The organism is Acinetobacter sp. S4400-12 (assembly GCF_024129495.1).
Taxonomy (GTDB): domain Bacteria; phylum Pseudomonadota; class Gammaproteobacteria; order Pseudomonadales; family Moraxellaceae; genus Acinetobacter; species Acinetobacter lwoffii_C.
Genome location: NZ_JAMXYB010000062.1, coordinates 1 through 4486, shown reverse-complemented (window position 1 = coordinate 4486; position 4486 = coordinate 1). Strand labels below are relative to the sequence as shown.

The 4486-nt window shown below is 36.9% G+C and carries 3 protein-coding genes; 2 read left to right on the top strand and 1 reads right to left on the bottom strand.

The features are described 5' to 3' along the window. Window positions 1-2014: 2014 nt before the first annotated feature. The gene (locus NI461_RS13745) at window positions 2015-3037 is read left to right on the top strand and encodes a hypothetical protein (RefSeq protein ID WP_247166083.1); all 1023 of its coding nucleotides are present in this window, start codon (window positions 2015-2017) and stop codon (window positions 3035-3037) included. Window positions 3038-3051: 14 nt separating this feature from the next. Further along, complete coding sequence (locus tag NI461_RS13740; RefSeq protein WP_179991696.1) at window positions 3052-3258, top strand: hypothetical protein; 207 nt, start codon at window positions 3052-3054, stop codon at window positions 3256-3258. A gap of 3 nt (window positions 3259-3261) precedes the next feature. Here the strand turns inward: NI461_RS13740 and NI461_RS13735 are convergent, their stop codons facing one another. Further along, window positions 3262-4215, bottom strand: a complete 954-nt coding sequence (locus NI461_RS13735; protein WP_179991697.1) for a replication initiation protein — start codon at window positions 4213-4215, stop codon at window positions 3262-3264. Between the last annotated feature and the right edge of the window lie 271 nt (window positions 4216-4486).

Sequence of the window (4486 nt, the reverse complement as noted above, 5' to 3'; positions counted from 1 at the left end):
TACTTGGCGTTTGTACTTTTTTAAAGTTTGAAAGCCATGTTACACGTGGCTTTGAGGGGGGGCTAAAAGTATTTAAAAGCTTCTTAAAAGAATAAAAAGGAGCAGGGGAGTGAAAAACAGCCCTATGGCACTCGCTTCGCTCGTGGCATTTTGACCTCGTTTCACTCGGTCTTGGGGGCTGTTTTTTGGTGACTGCTTTCGAGGATTCAAAAAAGCAAAAGCGGCTATGAATTCGCTTCGCTCATAGAGCTTTTTTGCTCGCTTCGCTCGGTCTAGGTGCAAATACCAGCATTTGATTTAATTCCTTTTGTCTTTTTTATTTTTTTAAAGCAGTTTTTCAGAGGGTCGAGGCTCAACTTTTCTTTGTGTCACTCGTAGACACTCGTTAAATATACCGTTTAAATGCAAAAAATAAGGGTTTTTAGCTACTTTAGGTGTTTTTTTGATATTACCTACATGAAGTAAATTAAAGTGCCTTAGAAAGCAAAATAGAGAGATTTAGGAACTCACCTCGTTTAGTTGTTTTGCCGCAACCGAGGGAGTCATATCTCACTTTCGTAGAGTTCACGTTGTTTGTCGAGTAGAACATGGGTAGGCAAATACCCAAGTCATTATCACAATACGTCGTTCTTTATACTAAAGAATGGAAAAAACTCATCTTAACGAGGACTCCCGCTAATTTTTCTAAATTAGTTAAATATTCAATTAGTTAGAATTGAAACTATGAAAAAAATCATGCAGTACACAAGACTATGCTGCCGTATTTTCTTTTCTTTCATTAACGTTTGCTTAGTCCTGACTTAGATCGGGAGACCAATCCCGACCTATCAGAACAAACAATGGCGACCAAACCATTTTTAGCTATGTTTCGCTTTTTTAGATAACAACATAAAACCGACTCGGATTTTCGACAACACTACTCCCTTTACCACCCTTAGCAGCCACGCCACTGGTGAGTTCGCAATGTTTAATACAGCATCGACTTCGTTATTTTCATAACTTATACGACCTACTCATCCTCTCTCCCTCTCCATGCCTTGCCGTGACAACTCAATGTCTAAGCATGGAGATTCCCAAGTTATTTCTAACGATCTTAGCAATTGAACGCCAATGCTCTTTTGTCTGTCAGTGCTTCCATTTTCCCCACCACGCGGTTCCTTAGATTTGGTGGATATGACTTTGAGACAAAATCTGAGCGTATGGCTCTTAATCTACACGTGTCTCCGGTTTATGCTTCCGGATGTATACTGTTTAAGCTATCCGTTGACCCACTTTGCTTGAGATGATCTCACTCAGTGGTGCCGCTGCTTCCAGATTTCTCCTCAGCTAGCCTGTAACATTGCTGTTACCTCAAACGCCATCAGTTGTGCCAATGAGCTGCGCTTCCCTCTTAGAGTGCATTTGCCGCAACACATTGCCGTTATTAGTGACCCTTAACATCCTGTCAGGGTCTCACGGTAATCGTTAAAACAGGGTTTCAATACAAAAAAAATTGTATCTAGTCAGGCTATATCTAACCTCACGACCACTTCACAATCATTCGATTGTTTATAGGCTCCCGTGTCCTTGTCGCCCAACCCCGTTTACAACGGATTGGATCGAAAAGGAGTATTACAACTCCCTAGCGCCCATCAGATCGTACCGAACGGGATTTCTCCAGTAGTACGCTCAATCGGTCAACTCAAAATGGCTAGTTCTGAATTGTGCGCTATCTAAAAAAACATGGCTTTAAGCAGGCTGTTGCCTGCTCAAAATCGCTAAAACGAAAATGGTCAGGCAGTTGGTCAGACTGCTTTAAGTCAATGAATATTGCGACTATAAACCAAGCAAAAACAGATGTAAATTCCGTCACCTAGGAACCACTTGATTGCACGATGACAAATTGTGTCAATTAAGTCCGACCAATGCCTTTGGCATTGGTAAAAAATCAAAATCGTTGAAAGCATTATAAAATATAGCTTTTAGTTAGAATAAATATTGCTTGATTACATAGGACTTTTTAGAATATTGTTTGATGACAATTGAACAAATATTGCTTGGTAACAATAAAATGATTCATTACAGCCCGAACAGTCGTTATACAGCGCAAAAAATTGTAGATAAAGTTGCAAACGGTGCGTATTTCTATAGTCACTTTACTATTGAATCTGATAACACGATGTTTGCAGATAAAATCCAAAAACTCATAAAAAAACTCAGCCAAAAATATTCTTTAGATTTAAGCCCACGACAAAGGACTTATCGTTTAAATAAAAAAAATGAGCCTATTGCGGATTTAATTATTCAAAAGCGTTATGACCAAGATATATGGGAATTTTGGCTGTTTGTGACAACTCCAAAAAGCAATGAATACAACACTCTTAAAAGCGAGGGGCAATTAAAGAAAATAGTCAAACAGCGAATATCAGAAGTTGAAACAACGTGGAATCGAGAAGAAGAACAAGAACAAATTTCATTGATTCAGACATATTTTAATGACCATGAAAAATTCAAATTTGTTTTACAAAAGCCCTTTTTAAAAGTTGCGTTTGGAAATGGGAAAAATGTTGAACTGGTGCGCCTTTCACACTCAAAAAAGAAATCAAAGAATTATCCTGATACGGAGAAAAGTGCAAAAAACTATACATGGACTTGGCGATTTGATGAGCCTAGCGTGCAGCTGATTAAAAAAAGCTATGTTGAAATTATAAATACACTTATTTCAAATAATGACAAAAGCGTTGGCATGTCTAAGTTGCAGTCATTTTATGATGATCTGAAATTTTACGGAGTCTTCAAAGGGAATCGGCACCAGATCGGACGATTGTTTGTTGATGCGGTCAGTTATCACTTCAAAAAAACAGGGAAAAACTTTAGAAAAATGGACTACTACATTCCTTTAGAGCTGAATTACCTGCCCCGAATTAAGAATTATGCAGATGATTTTATTCAGTATGTTTTCTTAAGAAGGATTTATGAGAGTGTTCAAATCAATTTGAATAAAGACGATGTAAATCAAGACACTTACACCGAACTATTTAACAAATATTTGGTTTAATAACAGGACTTAATATGAATATTGCAACCTTAAAAACTGCTGAAATATTTAAAAAACTCCCTCATTTATTTAAGTCTAAGTTTATATTTTTTTTCCTAGGCTTTTGGTTGATGCTAACAGCATTTCACTATGTCGATATTGTACCTAGTGATGATTATTTAATAATCTCAAAAGCCTTGGGAATACTTGCTTTGATCACCTATTTTTTTGAAAGAAAATAGGTATTACCCTTTGAAATCAGTATGTTTACGCAATGCTGTAAATATCCGTTTTGCAGTTTCTTCACGTACTGATTTTGGGTCTCTCAAAATACCGGCAATAAACAGAGTAAAAGCATCGTATGTCGGGAATGTAGAAAGGTCAGATATGTCACTTACACGACTTAAAATAGCACTATATTTGCTGATTTGAGCATCTGTTAAATCGCAGAACATATCTATTGTGTTCGGGTCCCGAGCTTGTGTCGTTAGAGTTTTAGGTTTTGGTTTCTCTTTTACAGTGAACTTAAAGCCGACTACAGAACGCCCCTGCTTTATATTCTCATAGCTGAGGTTAATATCCGTATTTTGATTAATTTCATCTAATGAGGGTTTAATTACCCTTTTTTTTAAATTACTTAAATCTTGATACGACTCAGGTAAGCCAAGCTGTTCAAAAAGATCATTAAGGCTGATTTGAAAACCGCCCATCACCTGATGTTTCTTAGCTAAGTGATAGATGTCTAGTGAGTAGTCTTTCCGGAGCCGTAATACAACCTCTTTTTTATATTTTGTATAAGGATTTAAAGCATCAAACTCCCTAAGAAGAAGAAGGACTTCATCAGTAAAGTAGAGTTCTGAACCCCCTTGCCCTACTTTATAAACAACCTTGTTCAACCATCTTATTTTCACCCGATCCCCATTTTGTGCTGTATATCCGAAAAATCGGGTAAAAAGACGCTCTGACGCTGTTTCTAGTGCTGTGTATGCGGTTGAAAGATCGACATTACACTCACGTGAAAATTCATGAGATGAGATAAAAATAGGTTCATTACTTGATATTTGTGTTGTTCTAGCAAGCGGCGTAGACATGATAAAAAGACGTTTTTCATCAAGGCTCATTCCACGAAAGCATTCAGCAACTCGGTTTTGTAAGACAACCCAATCTTTCGGATAATGTTTCTTTAGATCTACAGCCATATAAACAGCTCAAAAATAATAAATCGGTTTGTTTTTATACTAAGTACATTGTTTGAGTCAATACTTTTTTACAAATTAAAGTACATACATAGGTTTGTACTTTAATACTTGGCGTTTGTACTTTTTAAACTTGGCGTTTGTACTTTTTAAACAGTGTTTAACTTGGCGTTTGTACTTTAATACTTGGCGTTTGTACTTTTTTAAAGTTTGAAAGCCATGTTACACGTGGCTTTGAGGGGGGGCTAAAAGTATTTAAAAGCTTCTTAAAAGA